At 74.6% G+C, this 19781-nt stretch carries 13 protein-coding genes; 10 read left to right on the forward strand and 3 right to left on the reverse strand.

Annotated elements, in window-relative coordinates; genetic code table 11:
* Positions 1-94: 94 nt before the first annotated feature.
* The 4 genes from AB0K07_RS07060 to dxs all read left to right on the forward strand — a co-directional run bounded on the left by AB0K07_RS07060 (position 95) and on the right by dxs (position 6703).
* Positions 95-2173, forward strand: a complete 2079-nt coding sequence (locus AB0K07_RS07060; RefSeq protein WP_363751662.1) for an APC family permease — start codon at positions 95-97, stop codon at positions 2171-2173.
* Positions 2166-3440 carry a TRAM domain-containing protein gene (locus AB0K07_RS07065; RefSeq protein WP_363751663.1) on the forward strand — a complete coding sequence of 425 codons (1275 nt, stop codon included), beginning with the start codon at positions 2166-2168 and terminating at the stop codon, positions 3438-3440. Before AB0K07_RS07060 ends, AB0K07_RS07065 begins: the two co-directional genes overlap by 8 nt.
* A 17-nt stretch (positions 3441-3457) precedes the next feature.
* Positions 3458-4627: an anhydro-N-acetylmuramic acid kinase gene (locus tag AB0K07_RS07070; protein WP_363751664.1), complete on the forward strand. Its 1170-nt coding sequence runs from the start codon at positions 3458-3460 to the stop codon at positions 4625-4627.
* A 129-nt stretch (positions 4628-4756) separates the two neighbouring features.
* Positions 4757-6703, forward strand: coding sequence for a 1-deoxy-D-xylulose-5-phosphate synthase (gene dxs / locus AB0K07_RS07075; protein WP_363751665.1), 1947 nt, complete (start codon positions 4757-4759; stop codon positions 6701-6703).
* Positions 6704-6882: 179 nt separating this feature from the next.
* Here the strand turns inward: dxs and AB0K07_RS07080 are convergent, their stop codons facing one another.
* A complete protein-coding gene (locus tag AB0K07_RS07080; RefSeq protein ID WP_363752751.1) occupies positions 6883-8037 on the reverse strand; it encodes a hypothetical protein in 1155 nt (384 codons plus the stop codon).
* A 494-nt stretch (positions 8038-8531) separates the two neighbouring features.
* Between AB0K07_RS07080 and AB0K07_RS07085 the strand changes: the two genes are divergently transcribed.
* Both AB0K07_RS07085 and AB0K07_RS07090 read left to right on the forward strand, forming a co-directional pair.
* Positions 8532-10247: a hypothetical protein gene (locus tag AB0K07_RS07085; RefSeq protein ID WP_363752754.1), complete on the forward strand. Its 1716-nt coding sequence runs from the start codon at positions 8532-8534 to the stop codon at positions 10245-10247.
* On the forward strand, positions 10247-12049 hold the full coding sequence (locus AB0K07_RS07090) for a hypothetical protein (protein WP_363751666.1): 1803 nt from the start codon (positions 10247-10249) through the stop codon (positions 12047-12049). The genes AB0K07_RS07085 and AB0K07_RS07090 overlap by 1 nt, the downstream gene beginning before the upstream one ends.
* Here AB0K07_RS07090 and AB0K07_RS07095 read toward each other — a convergent pair.
* Positions 12046-13923 carry a hypothetical protein gene (locus AB0K07_RS07095; RefSeq protein WP_363752756.1) on the reverse strand — a complete coding sequence of 626 codons (1878 nt, stop codon included), beginning with the start codon at positions 13921-13923 and terminating at the stop codon, positions 12046-12048. The two genes, AB0K07_RS07090 and AB0K07_RS07095, sit on opposite strands and share 4 nt — an antisense overlap.
* 128 nt (positions 13924-14051) lie before the next feature.
* Here AB0K07_RS07095 and AB0K07_RS07100 point away from each other — a divergent pair, with 128 nt between their 5' ends.
* Both AB0K07_RS07100 and AB0K07_RS07105 read left to right on the forward strand, forming a co-directional pair.
* Positions 14052-15335: a PQQ-binding-like beta-propeller repeat protein gene (locus AB0K07_RS07100; protein WP_363751668.1), complete on the forward strand. Its 1284-nt coding sequence runs from the start codon at positions 14052-14054 to the stop codon at positions 15333-15335.
* Positions 15332-16621 (forward strand): PQQ-binding-like beta-propeller repeat protein, encoded by a 1290-nt coding sequence (locus tag AB0K07_RS07105; RefSeq protein ID WP_363751669.1) that lies wholly within the window; start codon positions 15332-15334, stop codon positions 16619-16621. Before AB0K07_RS07100 ends, AB0K07_RS07105 begins: the two co-directional genes overlap by 4 nt.
* Here the strand turns inward: AB0K07_RS07105 and AB0K07_RS07110 are convergent, their stop codons facing one another.
* The gene (locus AB0K07_RS07110; RefSeq protein WP_363751670.1) at positions 16622-17785 is read right to left on the reverse strand and encodes a peptidase C39 family protein; all 1164 of its coding nucleotides are present in this window, start codon (positions 17783-17785) and stop codon (positions 16622-16624) included.
* Positions 17786-17925: 140 nt separating this feature from the next.
* Between AB0K07_RS07110 and AB0K07_RS07115 the strand changes: the two genes are divergently transcribed.
* Together AB0K07_RS07115 and AB0K07_RS07120 are read left to right on the forward strand one after the other, a co-directional pair.
* Positions 17926-18591 carry a response regulator transcription factor gene (locus tag AB0K07_RS07115; RefSeq protein ID WP_363751672.1) on the forward strand — a complete coding sequence of 222 codons (666 nt, stop codon included), beginning with the start codon at positions 17926-17928 and terminating at the stop codon, positions 18589-18591.
* Positions 18591-19775, forward strand: coding sequence for a HAMP domain-containing sensor histidine kinase (locus AB0K07_RS07120; RefSeq protein WP_363751673.1), 1185 nt, complete (start codon positions 18591-18593; stop codon positions 19773-19775). The genes AB0K07_RS07115 and AB0K07_RS07120 overlap by 1 nt, the downstream gene beginning before the upstream one ends.
* The last annotated feature ends 6 nt before the right edge of the window (positions 19776-19781 follow it).

Raw genomic sequence — 19781 nt, forward strand, 5'->3', positions numbered from 1 at the left:
GTCGGAAGCGGGGACCGACCGTACCCCGTGCCTCCGGCAGGCCGTGATCGCCCACCCCCGCGTTCCCGCCGTGGTGGTCGTACCCTTGGCGTTCGTGGCCAGTCCCACCTCGCTGCTGAAGCGGTTGCTCCTCGGTCGACCGTTCCGGTCCGACCGCCTGCAGCACACCCTCCTGCCGAAGCGCATCGCGCTGCCCGTGTTCGCCTCCGACGCGCTGTCCAGCGTCGCGTACGCGCCCGACGAGATCCTGCTGACCCTGTCCATCGCCGGAGCCTCGGCGTACGTCTTCTCGCCGTGGATCGCGCTGGCGGTGGTCGTGGTCATGCTGACCGTGGTGGCCAGCTACCGGCAGAACGTGCACGCCTACCCCTCCGGCGGTGGCGACTACGAGGTGGCCACGGTCAACCTGGGCCCGAAGTTCGGCGTCGGCGTGGCCAGCGCCCTGCTGGTCGACTACGTGCTCACGGTGGCGGTGTCGGTCTCCTCCGGGGTGGCCAACCTCGGCTCGGTGGTGCCGTTCGTGGCCACCCACAAGGTCATGATCGCGGTGATCGCGGTGGTCCTGCTGACCGCGGTCAACCTGCGCGGGCTGCGCGAGTCGGGCACCGCGTTCGCCATCCCCACCTACGGCTTCGTGATCGTGATGGGCGGGATGCTGCTCACCGGGCTGGTCCGGGTCTTCGTGCTGGGCGACGAACTCCGCGCGCCGAGCGCCGACCTGGTGATCCAGGCGGAGCACAGCGTGACCGGTTTCGCGCTGGTCTTCCTGCTGCTGCGGACGTTCAGCTCGGGCGCCGCCGCGCTCACCGGCGTCGAGGCGATCTCCAACGGCGTGCCGGCGTTCAAGGCACCGAAGAGCCGCAACGCGGCCACCACGCTGCTGCTCCTGGGTGCGATCGCGGTGAGCCTGCTCGTCGGGATCATCTGGCTGGCCCGGCTGACCCACCTGCAGTTCGTCGAGGACCCGGCCCTGCAGATCGTCTCCGGCCCCGAGGGGTACGTGCAGAAGACCGTCACCACCCAGCTCGGCGAGACGGTCTTCGGCTCCGGCTCGATCCTGCTGTACCTCGTCGCCGGGATGACCGCGCTGATCCTCTTCCTGGCCGCGAACACCGCCTTCAACGGCTTCCCGGTGCTCGGCTCGATCCTCGCGCAGGACCGTTACCTGCCCCGGCAGTTCCACACCCGCGGCGACCGGCTGGCGTTCTCCAACGGCATCGTCTTCCTCGCCCTCTTCGCGATCGTGCTGATCGTCGGTTTCCAGGCCGAGGTGACCCGGCTCATCCAGCTCTACATCGTCGGGGTCTTCGTCTCGTTCACCGTCTCCCAGGCCGGCATGATCCGGCACTGGAACCGGCACCTGCGAACCGAGCGGGATCCGGAGGCGCGCCGCCGGATGCACCGGTCCCGGGCCATCAACACGTTCGGCACGGGTCTGACCGGCACGGTGCTGGTGATCGTGCTGGTCACCAAGTTCCTGCTCGGCGCCTGGATCGCGATCGCCGCGATGGCGGTGATCTACGTGCTGATGCTGGCCATCCGCGGGCACTACGACCGGGTCGCCCGGGAGCTGACCCCGCCGGACGAGGGTCGCGCCGTGCTGCCCGCCCGCAACCACGCGATCGTGCTGGTCAGCAAGCTGCACCAGCCGACCCTGCGGGCCATCGCGTACGCCCGGGCCACCCGGCCGGACACGCTCACCGCGGTGACCGTCAACGTGGACGAGAAGGACACCCGGGACCTGCAGGCCGAGTGGGAACGGCGGGAGATGGCCATCCCACTCACCGTGATCGACTCGCCGTACCGGGAGATCACCCGGCCGATCCTGGACTTCGTCGCCTCCACCCGCCGCTCGTCGCCCCGCGACGTGGTCACCGTCTTCATCCCCGAGTACGTGGTCGGGCGCTGGTGGGAGAACCTGCTGCACAACCAGAGCGCGCTGCGCCTCAAGGGGCGCCTGCTCTTCGAACCGGGGGTGATGGTGGTCAGCGTTCCCTGGCAGCTCGCCTCGACCGCGAGCAAGAACCTGGACCGGCTGGACGCCACGCTGTCCCGGACCCCGGCGCGCGGACCACGGGTGGCCCCGCGCGGCACCCTGCCGCCGGTGGTGTCCGCGCCGTCCGGCGACAGCGCCCCGGCCGACGGCGGCCCGGTCGGGACCGGCCGTGACTGAGCCGGGCGCGCAGCGTGCCGCGACATCCCCGCCGCCGGAGCGCGGGCTGGGCGAGGCGGAGCTGGTCGAGCTGACCGTCGACGCCGTCGCCCCCGGCGGGCACTGCGTTGCCCGGGTGGACGGCCAGGTCGTCTTCGTCCGGCACGCGCTGCCCGGCGAGCGGGTGATCGCCGAGGTCACCGAGGTGCACCGGGGGTTCGTCCGGGCCGACGCGGTGACCGTGCTGGAAGCCTCGCCGGACCGGGTCGAGCCGCCCTGCCCGTACGCGAAGCCGGGCGCCTGCGGTGGCTGCGACCTGCAACACGTCGCCCCGGACGCGCAGCTGGCCTGGAAGGCCTCCGTGGTGCGCGAGCAACTGGTCCGCCTCGGCGGGCTGACCGACGCCGAGCTGGACCGGCTCGGCGTCCGGGTCGAGGCGCTGCCCGGCGGGCCGCTGGGCTGGCGCTCCCGGGTCCGCTACGCGGTGGACGCCGCCGACCGGGCCGGCCTGCTCAAGCACCGTTCGCACGAGGTGGTGCCGATCGACCGCTGCCGGATCGCCCACCCGGCCATCCAGCAGCTGCCGGTGCTCACCCCGACCGGCGCCCGCTGGCCGGCGGCCGAGGCGGTGGAGACCGTCGCCAGCACCGGCGGGGACGTGACCGTCGCGGAGGTCCGCGACGGTGTGGCGACCCCGGTGAGCGGGCCGTCCGTGGTCCGCGAGGTGGCCGCCGGGCGGGACTGGGCGCTGCCCGCGTCCGCCTTCTGGCAGGTGCATCCGGCGGCTGCGGACACGCTCTCCACGGCCGTGCTGAGCCTGCTCGACCCGCAGCCGGGTGAGGTCGCCTGGGACCTCTACGGCGGTGCCGGGCTGTTCGCCGCCGGGCTGGCGGCACGGGTCGGCGCGACCGGCCGGGTGACCCTGGTCGAGGCGGCCGCACAGGGCGTCGCCGCCGCCCGGGAGAACCTTGCCGACCTGCCCCGGGTCGAGGTGGTGTCGGCCCGGGTGGAGACGGCCCTGGCCCGCCGACGGATCACCGGCCCGGTCGACGTGGTGGTCCTCGACCCGCCGCGCTCCGGGGCGGGCGCACCGGTGGTGCGCGCGCTGGCCGCCGCCGGTCCGCGCGCGGTCGCGTACGTGGCCTGCGACCCGGCCGCCTTCGCCCGGGACGTGCGGACCTTCGCCGAGCTGGGCTGGCGGCTGGAGGCGCTGCGCGGGTTCGACCTGTTCCCGATGACCCAGCACGTCGAGCTGGTCGGGCTGCTGCTCCCGCCGGCCGAGCGTTGACCGGGGACCCTTCCTTCATGCGGATCGTCGGTCTGATGTCGGGGACGTCGTACGACGGGGTGGACGTGGTGGCCGCGGAGTTCACCACCGAGGGGGACACCCTCTGGCTGCGTCCGCTGGGGCACCGCGGCCTGGACTACGACGAGGGTCTGCGCGCCGAGATCGCCGCGCTGCTCCCGCCGGCGGCCACCACCATCGAGGCGGTCTGCCGGCTCGACAACCGGCTCGGTGAGGTCTTCGCCGAGGCGGCGGCGGTCGGCCTGGAACTGGCCGGCGGGCGGGCCGACGCGGTGGTCTCACCCGGCCAGACGGTCTTCCACTGGGTCACCGACGGGGTCGCCCGGGGCACCCTGCAACTGGGCGCGGTGGCCCGGGTCGCCGCCCGGGTCGGCGTACCGGTGCTCAGCGACCTCCGCTCGGCGGACATCGCCCTCGGCGGGCAGGGCGCACCGCTGGTGCCGGCCTTCGACGCGTTGCTGCTGGACCCGGCCGACGACGCCGCGGCCCCGCGCGCCGCGCTGAACCTCGGCGGCATCGCCAACCTCACCGTGGTCGCACCGGGGGCGCCGGTGCTCGGGTACGACGTGGGCCCGGCCAACGCCCTGCTGGACGCGGCGGCCCGGCGCTTCCTGGACCGGCCGTGTGACCTCGACGGCGCCCGGGCGGCCGCCGGCCGGGTGCACCCGGGGCTGCTCGCCGAGCTGCTGGCCGAGCCGTACTACGCGGCGCCGCCACCGAAGTCCACCGGCAAGGAGCTGTTCCACACCGGCTACCTGGACCAGCGGCTCGCCGCGCTCGGTGAGCCGGTGCCGGTGGACGACCTGCTGGCCACGCTGACCGAGCTGACCGCCCGGGTGGTGGCCGCCGAGTGCGACCGGCACGACGTGGTCGAGGTGGTCGCCGCCGGCGGCGGTGTGCGCAATCCCACCCTGCTGCGCCGGCTCGCCGCGCTCGGCGCCGGCCGGTGGCGGCTGCGCGGCACCGACGAGCTGGGCGTGCCCGCGCAGGCCAAGGAGGCGTACGCCTTCGCGCTGCTCGGCTGGCTGTCCTGGCACGGGCTGCCCGGGGCGCTCCCGTCGGTGACCGGCGCCACCCGGGGCGCGGTGCTCGGCTCCTGGACCCCCGCCGGGCCGGCGTACCCCGGCACGCCGGCCGACCCGCCGCGCCGGCTGCGGATCCGGTCCTGACCAGGCGCGCGGCCGGTCGCCGGCCGACCCGGCCGGCGCTCGTCTGACCGGGCGCTCAGCGAGCGGGCGCGGGTCGGGCCTGGCCGGGCCGGGCTGCGGAGTGCCGGAGGGCCGATAGACTCTGCGGTCATGAGTGTTGAAGAGGACACGGCCAACCACGGTCGGCTGCTGGGGACGGTGCGCGGTCCGCAGGACGTCAAGCGGATGTCCGGCGAGGAACTGGACGTCCTCGCCGCCGAGATCCGGGACTTCCTGATCGCCAAGGTCTCCCGCACCGGCGGGCACGTCGGGCCCAACCTCGGTGTGGTCGAGCTGACGCTGGCCATGCACCGCGTCTTCGACTCGCCCCGGGACCGGCTCCTGTTCGACACCGGCCACCAGGCGTACGTGCACAAGATCCTCACCGGGCGCCAGGCCGGCTTCGACAAGCTCCGCCAGCGCGGTGGCCTCTCCGGCTACCCCAGCCAGGCCGAGAGCGAGCACGACCTGATCGAGAACTCGCACGCCTCCACCGCGCTCTCCTACGCCGACGGCCTGGCCAAGGCGTACGCCCTGCGCGGCGAGGCGCGCAGCGTGGTCGCAGTGGTCGGTGACGGCGCGCTCACCGGCGGCATGTGCTGGGAGGCGCTGAACAACATCGCCACCGCCGGCAACTCCCTGGTGATCGTGGTCAACGACAACGGCCGCTCCTACTCGCCGACCATCGGTGGCCTGGCCGACCACCTCTCGTCGCTGCGGCTCAACCCGGGCTACGAGAAGGTCCTCGACACGGTCAAGGACGCCCTCGGCTCCACGCCGCTGGTCGGCAAGCCGATGTACGAGGTCCTGCACGCGGTCAAGAAGGGCATCAAGGACGCCGTCGCCCCGCAGGCCATGTTCGAGGACCTCGGCATCAAGTACGTCGGCCCGGTCGACGGGCACGACGTGGCGGCGGTCGAGTCGGCGCTGCGCGCGGCGAAGAACTTCGGCGGCCCGGTGATCGTGCACGCGGTCACCCGGAAGGGCTACGGCTACCGGCCGGCCGAGGAGGACGAGGCGGACTGCCTGCACGGCCCCAGCAGCGCCTTCGACGTGGAGACCGGCGCACTGCTGGCCGCCCCGTCGGTGAAGTGGACGCACGTCTTCGCCGACGAACTGCTGGCCGTGGCCGACGAGCGGCCGGACGTGGTGGGCATCACCGCCGCGATGGCCGAGCCGACCGGCATCGCCAAGCTGGCCCGCAAGTACCCCGAGCGGGTGTACGACGTGGGCATCGCCGAGCAGCACGCGGCCACCTCGGCGGCCGGGCTGGCGCTGGGCGGCCTGCACCCGGTGGTCGCGGTCTACGCCACCTTCCTCAACCGCGCCTTCGACCAGGTCCTGCTGGACGTGGCGATGCACAAGCTGCCGGTGACCTTCGTACTGGACCGGGCCGGGATCACCGGTCCGGACGGCCCCAGCCACTACGGCATCTGGGACATGTCGGTCTTCGGCGTGGTGCCGGGCCTGCGGATCGCCGCTCCCCGGGACGCCGCCACGCTGCGCGAGGAGCTGCGCGAGGCGGTGGCCGTCGACGACGGCCCGACCGTGGTGCGCTTCCCGACCGGCGCGGTCGCCGCGGACCTGCCGGCGCTGCGCCGGGTGGGCCCGGTCGACGTGCTGGCCGAGTCGGCCCGCACCGACGTGCTGCTGGTCGCCGTCGGCTCCTTCGGCCAGCTGGGCATGGAGGTGGCCGCGCGGGTCGCCGAGCAGGGCTACGGCGTCACCGTGGTCGACCCTCGCTGGGTCCGTCCGGTCCCGGCCGAGCTGGTCGAGCTGGCCGCCGGCCACCGGCTCGTGGTCAGCGTGGAGGACGGCGTCCGGGTCGGCGGGGTGGGCGACGCGCTCGCCCAGGCGATGCGCGACGCCGACGTCCGGGTGCCGCTCAAGGACCTGGGCGTACCGGCTGACTGGCACCCGCACGGCACCCGTGCCCAGATCCTCGCCGACCTGGGCCTGACCGCGCAGGACGTGGCCCGCGACGTTACCGGCTGGATCTCGGGTCTGGACGCCACCCCGGACCGCCTGACCCCCACCCGGGCCCCAGCCCAGAACTGACCCGCATCGCGACGGCGGGCGTCCCTTGAAGGGGCGCCCGCCGCCGTACGTGCGCAGCACGCCGCCCGGGTGACCCCCTCGCTGCGTCGATCATGGAGTCGTGGTGGGCAGCTCATCCGCAGGGTGCCCCTTTGGCGCAGCACCACAAGTGCATGATCGACGCCGGGCGGCGGGTGGGGTCAGCGGGGGGTGATCGAGCGGTAGTGGGTCTTGTCGGTGTTGGCCAGGCTGAAGGTCTGGCTGCGGCGCGGTTCGGGGACGACCACCAGGCCGGGGCGTTCGACCAGCAGTGGCGTGCCCGGCGGGACGGAGAGCGAGCTGTCCCGGGTGGCCCGCCAGCTGAGCACCACCAGCGGCTGGCCGGGCACCGGCAGTTGGTACGTCTGCAACGGGGTGGCCCGGTCGGCCGGCGAGACCACCGGAGCGCTTCCGTCCGCCGGTCGGTAGACCACCGCGGTCATCGTGCCGGCGTCGGTGTCCCAGCTGAGCTGCTGCAACTCGGCTGGCTCGCCGCCACCGAGGGCGACCTCGCCGAGCGAGCGGACCGTCAGCTTCGCCATCGGCCAGGACGTCGGCACCGACTGCGGCGCGTCCCGGTCGCCCACCCGGCGCGGGATGCTGCCGAAGGGGCCCCGGTCGCCGGCCAGCACGCAGGTGTCCAGGCCGGTGAGCGCCCGCCGGCCGGTGCCGGACTCGTCGCGTACCAGTGGATAGCGCGGATCGGTGGTGCCGGTGCCCAGGTCGAGCAGCCGGTCGGCGGCCCGCCCCCGGGGCAGCGACTCGGTGGCCCGCAGCGACGCGGTCACCGGTACCGCTGTGCAGGCCGGCACGTCGACCGGCGCGCTGAGGCCGTCGGCGACGGTGAGCGCCCGGCCCTGCGGCCCGAGCAGCCGCTGCACCCGCGCGGAGACCAGGTAGCGCCGGCCGCCGGCGGTCTGCACCGGCAGCACGTCGGAGTAGACCAGGTAGCCGGGGTCGGTGTACTCGGTGGCGCGGGTGACCGCGTACCGGTCCCCGTCGCGGGCGAGTTGCAGCAGCCAGGAGGCGCTCTCGCCGGGCACGTCCGCGGCGACCAGCGCCACCGGGGCTCCGTCGACCCGGCCGGAGAAGAGGATGCCGGACGAGGGCAGGTGTGCCCGGTCGTCCGCCGGTGACCGCCAGTCGCGGACGGCGTCGGTGACCGCCGCCGTCGCCGTGGCGTCGCCGGACAGGTCGCCCCGGGGCGGCCACACCGCGAGCGTGCCGTCCAGGCTGTCGTACCCGACCCGCAGGTCCTGTGGCGTGCGGTCGGCGACCGGACCGCACGCCGTGGCGGCCAGCAGGGCGGTCAACAGGACGGTGAGCGTCCTGCGGTGCCGGCGGGCTGGAGTCACCTGATCCGCTTCCGATCGCCTCGTCGTCGCTGTGGGAAAGCGTCATAGTACGAGATGTCCGATGCGGCACCTCAGGTGGCCGTCGATCCATCCACCACATTGGACGGCACCGGGGCTTTAGTGCCTTTTCGTCGCTCGGGTAGACTCCGCCGACTGTGACGCCTGCCGAGTCCCGCGCCCTGTCCGCGCCGCACCGGGAGGCGGCCGGCCTCGACGAGACAGTGAGCCACCGCACTCCGGCCGCCGTCCCGGTCGATCCGGCAGGCGCTCCCGCCGGTTCCGCCGCTCCCGTCGCGCCCGCCCGGGGCCGCGGCGTCGCCGAGCCCGCACTCGCAGGGCCGGCCACGCTCACCGGGCCGGCCGCGCCCGTCGAGGCCGGGACGGACGAGACGGCGGAGGCGCCGGCGGCGACGCGTCGACCTCGGTGGACCGGGTGGACCCGGCGGCGGCAGAACCTGGCCGTGGGTGGGCTGTTCCTGCTCACCGCGCTCTGGGTGACCAGCCGGATCTGGCTGGACCCCGCCGGCCGGGTGGCCTCGCTCTACACCGGCGACCCGGCCCAGGTGCAGTTCTTCCTCGCCCACTCGGTACGCGTGGTGCTGCACGGCGAGTACCCGTTCTACACGGAACAGTTCAACTACCCCGACGGCGTCAACCTGATGGCCAACACGGCGGTGCTGGCGCTGGGCATCCCGATGGTGCCGGTGACCCTGCTCTTCGGGCCGGCGGTGTCCTTCGTGGTCCTGGTGACGCTCGGTCTCGCGGGCACCGCCATGGCCTGGTACGTCATGCTCTCCCGGCACCTGGTGCGCACCCCGCTCGCCGCGGTCGTCGGCGGCTGGTTCTGCGGCTTCTCCCCGGCGATGCTCTCGCACGCGAGCTGGCACCCGAACATCATCAGCCAGTTCCTGCTGCCGTTCATCGTCTGGCGGGTGCTCGTGCTCACCCGGTCGCACCGGCCGGTACGCGACGGGGCACTGCTGGCGTTGCTGGTCACCGCGCAGGCGTTCATCAACGAGGAGATCCTGCTCTTCACGGCGATGGCCTGCGGGGTCTTCCTGCTCGCGGTGCTCGCCCAGCAGCCGGCCCGCTGGTCGGCGGCGTGGCGACCGCTGGCCGCCGGCCTCGGGGTCTGCGCGGTGCTGGCCGGGGCGCTGCTGGCGTACCCGCTGTACGTGCAGTTCGCCGGGCCGATGGCGTACCACGGGCTCAGCGACGCGGTGCAGGACTACGGCAACGACATCGCCGCCTTCTTCGCTCCCGGCTCGCCCACCCTCGGCGGCAACCAGCGGGCCAACATCAACCTGGCGCCGAACTACTCCGAGGAGAACGCGTTCTTCGGCTGGAGCCTGTCGCTGCTCGCCATCGGCGTCGTGGTCTGGCTGCGACGGGACCTGATCGTCCGGGCGCTCGCGGCGACCGGCGCCTTCTTCGCCGTGCTCTCGCTCGGCGAGCGGGTCTCCTGGTGGGACCGGGAGATGGTCACCGGGCCCTGGCAGTGGCTGGTCCACCTGCCGCTGCTGGACGCGGTGGTGCCGACCCGCTTCGGTCTGATCACCAGCGTGACGGTCGGTCTGCTGCTCGCGCTCGCCGTCGAACGGGCCTGGGCGCTGCGCCCGGCCGACCGGGGCACGGTGCGCAAGCTCGCCGTCGCCGGCCTGGCGTTCGCGTTGCTGCCGGTCGCACCGATGCCGCTGCGGATGGTGTCCCGGCCGCCGGTGCCGGAGTTCATCACCGCCGACCGCTGGCGGGCGTACGTCGGCCCGGACCAGACGCTGGTGCCGGTCCCGGTGCCCAGCATGGGCAACACGCACGGCATGCGGTGGGCAGCGGCCACCAACCTCGACTTCAAGATCCCCGGCGGGTACTTCCTCGCGCCGCGTAACGGCAACACCGGTGACCCGGGCCGGTTCGGCGGCCGACCCAGCGGGGTGGGCGCTCTGCTGGAGGAGGTGGCGACCACCGGCCGGACGCCCAAGCTGGACGATCGGCAGCGCCGCCGTTTCATGGACGAGCTGCGGCACTGGCGGGCGGCGATCCTGGTGCTGCCGGTCCGGCAGCAGAACGTCGAACCCCTTCGCCGTACCGTCGAGGAGCTGGTCGGTCCCGGCCGCCAGGAGCTGGACGTCTGGGTGTGGGACGTCCGGACGCTCACCGACCGCTCGGTCTGATGACCACCGGGACGGCGTCCTCGGCGCCGCCAGAGCCGGCGACGGCGGTCCCGCCGGCACCACGCCGGTCCCGGCCCGCCTGGCTGCCGGACGCGCTGGTGGTGGCCGGCTACCTGGGGCTGGCCCTGCTGCTGACCAGCGGGCAGTGGCGCCACCCCGAGCGGCTGTTCCGCCAGGCCGGCGATCAGGTCCTGTTCGAGTGGATGCTGGCCCACGCGGCCCGTGCCGTGGTGGAGGGGGAGAACCCCCTCTACAGCACGGCGTTGAACGCGCCGGACGGCGTCAACCTGATGGCGAACACCTCGGTGCTCGGCCTGGGTGTCCCGCTGGCCCCGGTCACCCTGCTCCTCGGCTCGCAGGTGGCGTTCTGCGTGGCGGTCGTCTGCTGCCTCGCCGGCACCGCCACGGCCTGGTACGCGCTGCTGCGCCGCCGGCTGGTCACCGCCCGGTCCGCGGCGGCGGTCGGCGGACTGATCTGTGGTTTCGCCCCCGGCATGATCGCCCAGGCGGGAGCGCACCTGCACGTGGCCGCCCAGTTCCTGGTGCCGGCGATCCTCGCCCTGGTGTTCCGGCCCGGACCGGGGCCCGGCGGGGTGTGGCGGCCCGGCGTCGGCCTCGGGCTGCTGCTCGTCTGGCAGGTGTTCATCGGTGAGGAGGTGCTGGTCTTCCTGGCGCTCGCCGCCGGGGTGTTCGCGCTGGGCTACGCGCTCGCCGACCGGGTGGCGGCCCGGCGGCTCGCGCCGGCCCTGCTCGGCCGGCTCGCGGTGGCCGCCGTCGTGGCGGCGGTGCCGCTGGCGTACCCGTTGTGGTTCCAGTTCCGTGGCCCGCAGCACTACTCCGGGATGGCGTTCGCCGCCCACGGCTTCCAACTGGACGCGGCGTCGTTCACCGCGTCGGCCCGGCAGACCGTGCTGGGTGACGACTGGCTGCCGGGGCTGCTCTCGCCGAACCCGACCGAGGAGAACTCGTTCTTCGGTCCCGGGCTGCTGGTGCTCGCCGTGGTGGTCGTGATCTGGCTGTGGCGGCGGCCGCTGGTCCGCGCGCTGGCCGGCTGCGGTTCCGTCTTCGCCCTGCTCTCGCTCGGCACCGAGGTGCGGGTGGACGGTACGGCCACCGGTATCCCCGGGCCGTACCGGCTGGTCGCCGGGTTGCCCCTGCTCGACCTCGCGGTCCCGGCGCGGTTCGCGCTGGTCTGCGTGCCCGTGCTGGGTGTGCTGATGGCGCTCTCCCTGGACCGGGTCCGGGCGGCGCGTGGGCCGTCGGCCGCGCCGGGACTGCCGGTGCGGCTGCTGTGGACCGGCGCGGTGGCCGCCGCACTGCTGCCTCTGCTCCCCACGCCGATCCGGGCCGTACCGGTCGCGCCGGTGCCGGAGTTCGTCGCCGCCGGCGGGTGGCGCCCGCTGGTGCCACCCGGCCGGACCGTGGTGGCGGTGCCCCCGGTCACCGGTGCCGCGCTGAGCCCGGTGATGCTCTGGTCCGCCCGCACCGGGCTGGCCTTCCGCGCGCCGGGCGGCTACTTCATCGGCCCGACCGGGCCGGACGACCCGACGGCGCTCTGGGGTGCGCCGGACCGGCCCACCGCCGCGCTGCTGCGCCGGGTGGCCGAGACCGGCGCGGTGCCGGTGCTCACCGACGCCGACCGTCGCCAGGCCGTCGAGGACCTGCGGCACTGGCGGGCCGCGGTGGTGGTGCTCGGCCGGTTGCCGCACGGCGAACCGGTCCGCCGGACCGTCGAGGAACTGCTCGGCCCGGGCCGGCCCGTCGACGGCGCCTGGGTGTGGGACGTCCGGGACCGCGTCTAGCCCACCAGCGTGCGGACGTCCCAGACCCAGACGTCGTCGACCCGCTGCGGTGGCCCGATCAGAGCCGTGACCAGCTCACGCAGCACCGCCTCACGCGGATGCGCCCCTAGCACCACCACCGACGCCCGCCAGAACCGCAGGTCCTCGACGGCCTGGCGGCGGTTCTCGTCGGTGAGCGTGGGGACCGCGCCCGCGTCCATCGTGGAGTAGATGAGGCTGCTGGTCGGCCGGTTCGGTGCGCCGAAGACCCCCTCGCCCACCTCGTTCGGGCCGATGAAGTAGCCGCCCGGAACGGGGAACTCCTGCCCGGTCAGCGCACCCCAGCGCAGCGTCGGCAGACCGTGCACATTGCTCGGGATCGGCACCGGCACCAGGGTCCGGCCCTCCGGCACGTACGGCCGCCAGCCACCGGCGGTGATGAAATGCGGCGGCGGGTCCACCGGCTGGGCCGGCAGCGGCCGGGGGAAGAGCGGCAGCAGAGCGAGGGCGACCGCCGCGTACCCCACCGGGCGCAGCCACCGCCGCCGCGACGCCACCGGTGCGGGCGCGTCACCGGGAGCCGTCGGCTCGCCGGCCCGCGGGGCCGGCACCCGGGCCCGGTCGGCCGCCGGGCGCCCCTGGCGGGCCGCGGCGTCCCAGATCAGCGCGACCAGCACGCCCACCGCGGCGGCCACCACCAGGGTCAGCCGGGTCGGCATCATCATCTCGACCAGCGGCAGGTCGTCCGGCACGTACGACCACGGGCCGCGCACGTCGGTCTCCACGCCGTTGAAGCGGACCACCGGCCCGATCGCGGCCACGGTGAAGACCACGATCAGCACCGCGACGATCCGGGCGGCCAGCGACCGGCGTACGAGCAGCACCAGGGACACCACCGAGAGCAGCACCAGCGGCCAACCGAACCAGGTGTTCTGCTCGGTCAGCCCGATCGTCTGCTCCACCGCGGGGTCACCGGCCCAGGTGTCCCGGGCGAAGGTGACGAAGGCGACCAGGTCCTCGCCCCAGTTGTGGAACACGCCGCCCTGCAGGCCGCGGTAGGACTGCGGGCCGTTGAACTGGAACCAGATCGGGTACGCGGCGAGCAGCAGCGCCAGCCCGCCGGCGACGCCCAGCCCGGCCAGGAACGGGCCCGCCGCGGCGCGCGCGGCGGCCGGCCGCTGCACGACGTACGCCAGCACGACGACCAGGCAGGCCAGCGCCGTGAGCAGCAGCATCTCCTCGTTGATGAAGATCTGGTACGTCACCAGCGCCCCGAGCACCAGCCCGTTGCGCCGCCACCGGCCCGGCTCGCGCAGCCGCAGCACCCGCACCACGATCAGCGGCAGCAGGAAGTTGGACACGAAGTTGGGCTGGCCGTTGGCGTGGTGGATGATCCCCGGCGCGAAGCCGAGGAAGGCGCCGCCGACGAAGGCCGCCGCCCGGGAACGCACCAGGTGCCGGGAGAGCATCCAGTACCCGGTGCCGGCGGTGGCCGCCAACGCCCCGCCCAGGTAGAGCGCGTACATCACCTGCGGGCCGAGCAGCATGGTCAGCGGGGCCAGCGGCAGGGTCACCCCGAGCAGCGAGGTGTTGGCCATCATGTTCACCCCGTCCGGGGCGTTCTGCCGCGCCGTGAACAGCGGGTTCTCCAGGTGCCGCAGCGAGTACGCGCCATGCGCGAACAGCCACTCGAACCAGCTGTGGTCGGTGGGCAGGTGCGAGGAGACCCGGGCCTGCACGTCCCCCCAGTAGTTGAGGCAGACGAACACGCCCAGCACCACATAGGCTCCGAGGGCCAACAGGTCGGCGCGGGCCGGGCGGCGTCGAGGCCGTCGTGTCGGCTCGACCTCGGCCGAGTCGGCGTCGGTCACGGGATTCAGCGAAGGGTCTACCACCGGCACGGCCACGACGCGCCATCGTACAGGCGAGGATGCGTCGCTTTTGCCGGGCCGGTGCGCCCAACGGTTGGTGTGCCGTGCGCGGGCCGCCGGCCAGCCGGACGCGGGGGACGGAAGGACGGTCTGTGTCGTCGATCATCGAGCTGGGCGAGGTCGGGGAGCAGTCGACGCCGGTGCGGCCGGCCCGCCGGCCACGCGCCGCCGGCCGCCCGCTGCGCTGCGCGGCGGTGCTGCTGCTGGCCCTGGTCGTGCTGGCCGGTGCGACACCCGGGCCGTGGCGGATCGTGACGGTGGTGCCAGCGGTGTCGGGGGCGGCCGCCTACCTCGCCGAGGGCGGCGTCTTCGTCGTCGACCCGTCGACACCCACCGGAGATCGGTACCTGACCGCGTACGCCCAGCCGTCGCCGACGGCCGGCAGCGGTGTGCGGCGGCGGTGGCAGGCGCCGCTGGTTGGCGTCGGCACCTACCTCGACGTCCGGGTCGAGCGGGGGCTGGTGCTGCTGGTCGGTGTCAGCGCCGCCGCCGGGGTTGTCGAGACCACCGCGTTCGACGCCGCGACGGGAGAGCAACGCTGGCAGCTCCCGGGGGTCCCCCTCTGGACCAGCGACGCCGCTCTGCTGCTGATGAGCAGTCTGTCGGACGGCCCGGGCGTGGTGCGCCGAGTGGCCCCCGACACCGGCCGGGTCGCGTGGTCGGTGCCCGTTCCGCCGCCCGGCGAGCCCGGCTTCCACGGGAGCGCGGCCGGGGTGGACCAGGTCGTGCTCGTCCAGCCGACCGGCGAGGTGCAGGTGCACGACGCCGGCTCCGGTCGGCTGGTGAGCGGCGTCGACACGCTGCCCGGCGACCGGTCCGCGGTCCAGCGGGCGGAGGTCGTCGGCGACCTGCTGCTGCTCGTCTCGCCCGGCAGCACCCGGATGGTCGCCTACGAGCTGCCGGGGTTGCGTCCACGGTGGACCGCCGAGGTCCCGCTGGTGGCCTACGCGCTCGACTGCGGGGGGCTGCTCTGCGTGGTGCAGCAGACCGGTGGGATGCAGACACTCGACCCGGCCACCGGCCTGGTCCGCTGGTCGGACCCGGATCAGGACACGCTGGCCGACGTCCGGCAGGACCGCCTGCTGGTCCTCGGCCCCGACCAGCGCTACGCGGTGCGGGACGCGGCGACCGGGCGGGCACGGGTCGATCTGGGCAGGTGGGACCTGGCGCCGGTGCTGCGGCGCGACGATCCGCTGATCGGGATGCGGCCCGGCGACGGCGGCCGGCTGGTCGTCGCCGAGCTGGACCTGGCCGCCGGCCGGCCACGGATCCTGGACGTGCTGCCGGGCGTGGTCGGCGGCTGTCAGGCGGCCCCGCCGGTCCTGCTCTGCCGCCGCCTCGACGGGTCGACCGCGCTGTGGCGGTTGCGGCGGTGACCGGCCCGGTCATCGACCTCGGCGAGCTGCGGCACGAGCCGGAGCGTTCCACGCTGCCCCGCCCGCCCCGCGCCAACGGCCGGCCGCTGCGCTGCGCGCTGGTCCTGCTGCTCGCGCTGGTCACCCTCGCCTCCGCCGCGCTGCCCACCCGACGGTCCGTGGTGACGCTGCCGGGCCGGCTCGGCACCGAGGCGCAGGTCGCCGGCGACCTCTTCCTCGTCATCGACCCGCCGGGCCCGCAGGGCGGACAGTTGCGGCTGACCGCCTTCCGGCTACCGGACGGCGAGCCGGCCTGGCAGGTGCCGCTGCCGGCGGGCGGCCGGTTCTGGGGGATCTACCAGCACGGGGGGATCCTGCTGGTCACGGGGCACCAGGCCACCGCGGACGGGGAAAGCGCGCTCACCGTCGCGTTGGACCGGGCGACCGGGGCGTACCGCTGGCAGCAGCCGGGCAACGCCACCGGGCTGGCCGACGGCAACCTGCTGCTCCAGTCCGGCGACGGCGACGAGGCGGGCCTCCTCCGCGCGGTCGACCCGTGCTGCGGCACCGTGCGCTGGCAGCTGCCCATCACTCCGGGTGCGGTCAACTCCCGGGACACCGGGCACGGGTTGGACCGGCTGGTCTTCAGCCACCCGAACGGATCGACCGAGGTCCGGGACGCGACCACCGGCACGGTGCTGGCCCGCACCGACCTGCACCGGGTCGGCCGCGGGGCGTCCGCGACCGTACAGGTGGTGGACGACCTGCTGCTCACCGTCGGCGGAGCGCCGTCGACGGTCACCGCGTACGGGCTGGACCGGCTGGACCAGCGCTGGCGCACGTCCGCCGGCGAGGCGCTGTACGCGCTGGACTGCGCTCCCGTCATCTGCCTCCAGACCTGGTCCGGCGGGGTGCACGTGGTCGACCGGGCGACCGGCCAGCCGCTCTGGCACAGCGACCGGTGGGGATGGGTCTGGCCGTACGCCGGCCGGCTGGTCGCCACCAAGGTGAGCAGTGCCGGCCCCGGCGCGGAGGAACTGGTCGTGCTCGACCCGCCGACCGGTCGGGTGCTGGCCGAGCTGGGGCGGTGGGAGCTGGCCCAGTTCGGTCTCGGGGGTCCGATGATCGGGCTGCGCCGGCATCCCGACGGCGGGCTGCTCGTCGCCGAGCTGGACGTCCGTGCGGGGACGGCACGGATGCTGGACGTGCTGCCGGAAGCGTCCGGGGAGTGCCACGCCGTCACCGCCGGCCAGCTGCTCTGCCGGCGGACCGACGCCTCCTACGGGCTGTGGCGGTTGCCGGCCTGATCACCAGTTGGCCTGGGCGGGCGGCGGGGGCAGCGGCACCGACGCCGGCCGCAGCACGTACGCCACCCCACCGCTGCCCCGCTGCCAGGCCGCCTCGAACCGCTGCCGGGGCACGGTACGGCGTACCGCGTCGTCGTCCGGCGCGTACGGGTCGTTGAGCACCGGGTCACCGTCGGCGGTGAAGCCGACCAGCACCATCAGGTGCCCTCTGGTGTCGTACGCCAGCCCCGGCACCTCGCCGGCCCGGAACGCGGCGGAGACGATCAACGGGATGCCGGCGGCGAGGAACGCCTCCGCCTCGGCCAGCGACCGCAGCCGGGTGACGAACGCGTCCACCCCGTGCAGGCCGGCGTACGCGGTGTTGAACGGCCAGTTGCCGGCCCCGGCGTACGCGTGGTCGTAGCAGTGCCGGGCGGCGTGCACCACCACCGGGCGCGGGCCGGGCGGGTCCACCCAGGCGTAACGCTCCGGCGCCGGCTCGGCGCCCCAGTAGGCGAGCACCATCGAGACGCAGGTGGGACTGCACCAGGATTCCCCGCCGCCACCCCACTGCGGGTGCTGGCCGGTGTGCACGCGCTGGGAGTAGCGGGGCACGTCCAGCACGGTCCCGCGCGCGGCGCCGTGCCCCGTCTCGTCGGCCGGGTCGGTGGGAACGTGCTCGCCGCCTCCGGTGGCGACCGCGCCGATGCTGCGCAGCACGGGCCCGGCCGGGCTGCCGGCTGGCCGGCACAGGGTCACGCGAGCCTGCCAGCCGGTGACCGCCGCCCCGGTCACGATCAGCGTGTCGGTGTCCACCCGGGCGTCGCCGTCGCGCTGCCCGGGCACCGAGGTGCGCCGCACCGCGCGGTCGTCGGCCGCCCACCGGGCCAGCGGGTACCAGCCGGTGCTGGGCGCGTCCCCGTGCCAGCCGCGCAGCTCGACCTCGATCCAGCAGCCCTCGGGGGTGTCGGCCGTCCAGGACGGCACCACCTCGGCGACCGGGAAACCGACCCGCACCGGCGGTGACGTCCAGCTGCCCCGGGCCACCGCCGGGTCCGCGCCGGCCGGGGTCAGCCCTCGCTCGTCGGCGCGCAGGCCGTCACCGGTGCCGGCCGTCCGGTCCGCCGGCAGGTGGAAACCCCGGTAGGCGATGTCCCGCCGGGTGGCTGGTGCCGCGATGGTCATGACACGTCCGTCCGTCGTTCGGTGCGGGAAAGCATCGCGTACGCCGGGAGGGGTCGCAACGCCGGCCGGTGCGGGCGGCGAGGGACGATGGTTTGCCGGCCGGCACTAGGTTGTCGGTGGTCAGCAGCGAGGAGGCCGGGATGCGGGTACTGGTGGTGGAGGACGAGCGCAACCTCGCCGACGCGATCGCGCGCGGGTTGCGCAAGCGGGGGATGGCGGTCGACGTGGCCTACGACGGTGACGCCGGCCACGAGGCGGCGTTCGTGACCCGGTACGACGTGGTCGTGCTGGACCGTGACCTGCCCGGCGTGCACGGCGACCAGATCTGCGCCGACCTGGCCGCCTCCGGCGCGCTCACCCGGGTGCTGATGCTGACGGCGAGCGGCACGGTGGCCGACCGGGTGGAGGGTTTGCAGCTCGGCGCCGACGACTACCTGCCCAAGCCGTTCGCGTTCGACGAGCTGGTCGCCCGGGTGCAGGCGCTGGGCCGGCGGGCCACCCCGGCCGCGCCACCGGTGCTCGAACTGGCCGACCTGGTGCTCGACCCGGCCCGCCGGGTCGCCACCCGGGCCGGCGTGCCGGTCGACCTGACCAACAAGGAGTTCGGGGTGCTCAGCGAGCTGCTCAAGGCGCGCGGCGCGGTGGTCTCCAGCGAGGAGCTGCTGGAACGGGTCTGGGACGCCAACACCGACCCGTTCACCACCATCGTCCGGGTCACCGTGATGACGCTGCGCCGCAAGCTCGGTGACCCGCCGCTGATCGAGACGGTGGTCGGCGCGGGTTACCGCACCGCGGAGGTGGCGTGATGGCCGGGCGGGGAGGGTTGCGGCCCACCCTGCGGTTGCGGCTGACCGTGCTCAACGGTGTGCTGCTGATCGGCGCGGGAGCGATCCTGGTGCTGCTGGCCTGGCTGCTGGTCCGCGACGCGTTGCGCCCCACCGACGAGCTGCTGCCCGGCACGACCGTGGTGCTGTCCGACGGCCGGGTGCTCGACGCCGCCCGGTGGCAGCGCCAGTTGGTCGACGCCGCCTCCGGGGAGCTGCTGGCCAAGGGGCTGGTCGCGCTGCTCGCGATCAGCGTGGTCGGGGTGGCCGGGGCGTACGCGGTGGCCGGCCGGGCGCTGCGGCCACTGCACCAGGTCACCGCGACCGCGCAGCGGCTCGGCGAGGCGACCCTGGACCAGCGGATCGGCTACTCGGGCGCCGACGACGAGGTGGCCGAGCTGGCCAAGACGTTCGACGCCATGCTGGACCGGATCGCGTCCGCGTTCGAGGCGCAGAAGCGGTTCGTGGCCAACGCCTCGCACGAGTTGCGGACCCCGCTGGCGGTGATGCGCACCGAGATCGACGTGACGCTCAGCGACGAGGACGCGGACACCGCCGAGTACCGCCGGATGGCGACGGTGGTCCGGGACGCCTCCGAGCGGGCCAACAGCCTGGTCGACGCGCTGCTGGTGCTGGCCCGCAGCGAGGCGCAGGCCGGGCGGCGACTCGGCCGGCGTACCGAGTGTGACCTGGCCACCGGCACCGCCAACGCGCTGTCGGCGATGCGCCGGGAGGTGGAGCGGATCGGCCTGCGGGTGCAGACGTCGCTGGAGTCCGCGCCGGTGGTCGGCGACCCGGGGCTGCTCGACCGGTTGGCCGGCAACCTGATCGAGAACGCCGTCCGCTACAACCACCTGCACGGCCGGCTCTGGGTACGCACCGGCACCGACCGCGAACGCTCCTGGCTGGTGGTGGGCAACACCGGTTTCGAGGTGGACCAGGCGGACGTGCCGGGGCTGTTCGAGCCGTTCCGGCGCGGCGGCCGGGAACGCACCGGGGCCCGTGGTTCCGGCCTGGGGCTGTCCATCGTCCGGGCGGTCTGCGACGCGCACGGCGGCACGGTGCGGGTGATCGCCCAGCCGGGTGGGGGCCTGGAGGTGACGGTCACCCTGCCATCGGCGGACGCCCCGGCGGTGACCGGCCCGGTGTCCGCCGTGGGTGGCTGACCGCTT

It is taken from the genome of Micromonospora sp. NPDC049301 (assembly GCF_040678715.1).
GTDB lineage: Bacteria > Actinomycetota > Actinomycetes > Mycobacteriales > Micromonosporaceae > Micromonospora.